The following is a 1552-nucleotide window of genomic DNA, read 5'->3' on the forward strand; positions in this document are numbered from 1 at the left end:
CGACGATAGCGACATGTTGACTACCCGTTGCCAGCTTTTCTTGCAGTTGACCAAAGCGTTCAATATGATTAACGTGCCAAACCAAATCTTCTGGCAAGCTTTGCGGAAAGATAGGATGAGCGCCCATTGCTAGTACTAATTTATCATAGCCAATAGTGGCGTAATCCACATTGGCCGGATCTGAGCGCGTAGCAGAGATAAGATGTAATTGCTGACTGGCTGAATCGATGTCACTGACTTGGGTATTGGCAAGTAAATTGACGTTTGCATTCTTAGCTGCATCACTACCTGTAGCCCGTACTAAGTCCGACGCGCGTTTGTTTTGACTAATCGCCATGGTTAGCATGGGCTTGTGGTAACGATCTGCACTATCTGTCGTGACCAACGTGATTGCAATGTCTTTATCTTTCGCACGAATGGCGTCAATGACATGCCAACCCGCCAGTCCTGCCCCAACAATGACGATACCTTTTGATGTAGATGAATGTTCTGCACTCATATAAGCTCCCATTAAGTTGACTATTATGTTTGTTAAGTTTTACAAAATTTGCTGGATATGATTGCTCTTATTGTATCAGTAAACAGCCATGCACTCATCTATTCTCCCGCATCGCTTACGATGTAGTCACTCATTTCAATATTGAGGATATAAACTTACTTACACAAAAAAGCGCCTATTTATAGACGCTTGATATCATTATAAAATGAAATAAACTTTTAATGGTTCAAAATCTTTGACAAAAACATCTGCGCGCGTTCACTTTTCGCGCCTTCAAAGAATTCATCCTTACTACAATTCTCAACGATATAGCCCTCATCCATAAAAATAATACGATTGGCCACCTGGCTGGCAAAGCCCATCTCATGAGTCACACACATCATTGTCATACCGTCGCGTGTCAGCTCGACCATCACATCAAGTACTTCTTGAATCATCTCAGGGTCAAGAGCGGAGGTTGGTTCATCGAACAGCATCGCTACGGGATCCATTGCAAGCGCACGGGCAATGGCGACCCGCTGCTGTTGACCTCCAGACAACTCGGCCGGATACTTCGCCGCTTGCGCTGTCAGTCCCACCCGATCCAAATATGCCATCGCTTTCTTTTTGGCCTCAGACTCTTTACGGCCCAATACTTTAATTTGTGCGACGGTCAGATTGTCGATAATGGTTAAATGTGGAAACAGCTCAAAGTGCTGAAACACCATACCAACGCTACTACGCAGCTTAGGTAGGTCAGTCTTTGGCGCACCGACTGAAATACCATTGACCATAATTTCACCTTTTTGAAAAGGCTCAAGACCATTGACAGTCTTAATCAAGGTCGATTTACCACTGCCCGATGGGCCACAAACCACTACCACATCACCCCTATGTACGTGGGCAGTACAGTCGCTCAAAACCTGGAAGTCGCCATACCATTTGCTGACGTCAGTCATTTGAATGACTATCTCATCACTGGCATGACCATTGTTTGTCACCAGTCCGCCAAAGTCATTTGTATACATATCAGCATTACTCATCACTGGCTCCTAACCACATTATTTTAAAGTT

2 protein-coding genes are annotated in these 1552 nt (G+C 44.5%); both read right to left on the reverse strand.

All coding sequences use genetic code 11. The features are described from left to right. On the reverse strand, positions 1-499 hold a 499-nt coding region (locus ACS8FD_RS14160), incomplete at its 3' end, for an FAD-dependent oxidoreductase (protein WP_439276335.1). A 218-nt stretch (positions 500-717) separates the two neighbouring features. Further along, positions 718-1437, reverse strand: coding sequence for an amino acid ABC transporter ATP-binding protein (locus ACS8FD_RS14165; RefSeq protein WP_439262915.1), 720 nt, complete (start codon positions 1435-1437; stop codon positions 718-720). Positions 1438-1552: the final 115 nt, after the last annotated feature.

This window comes from Psychrobacter sp. 1U2, assembly GCF_051847575.1.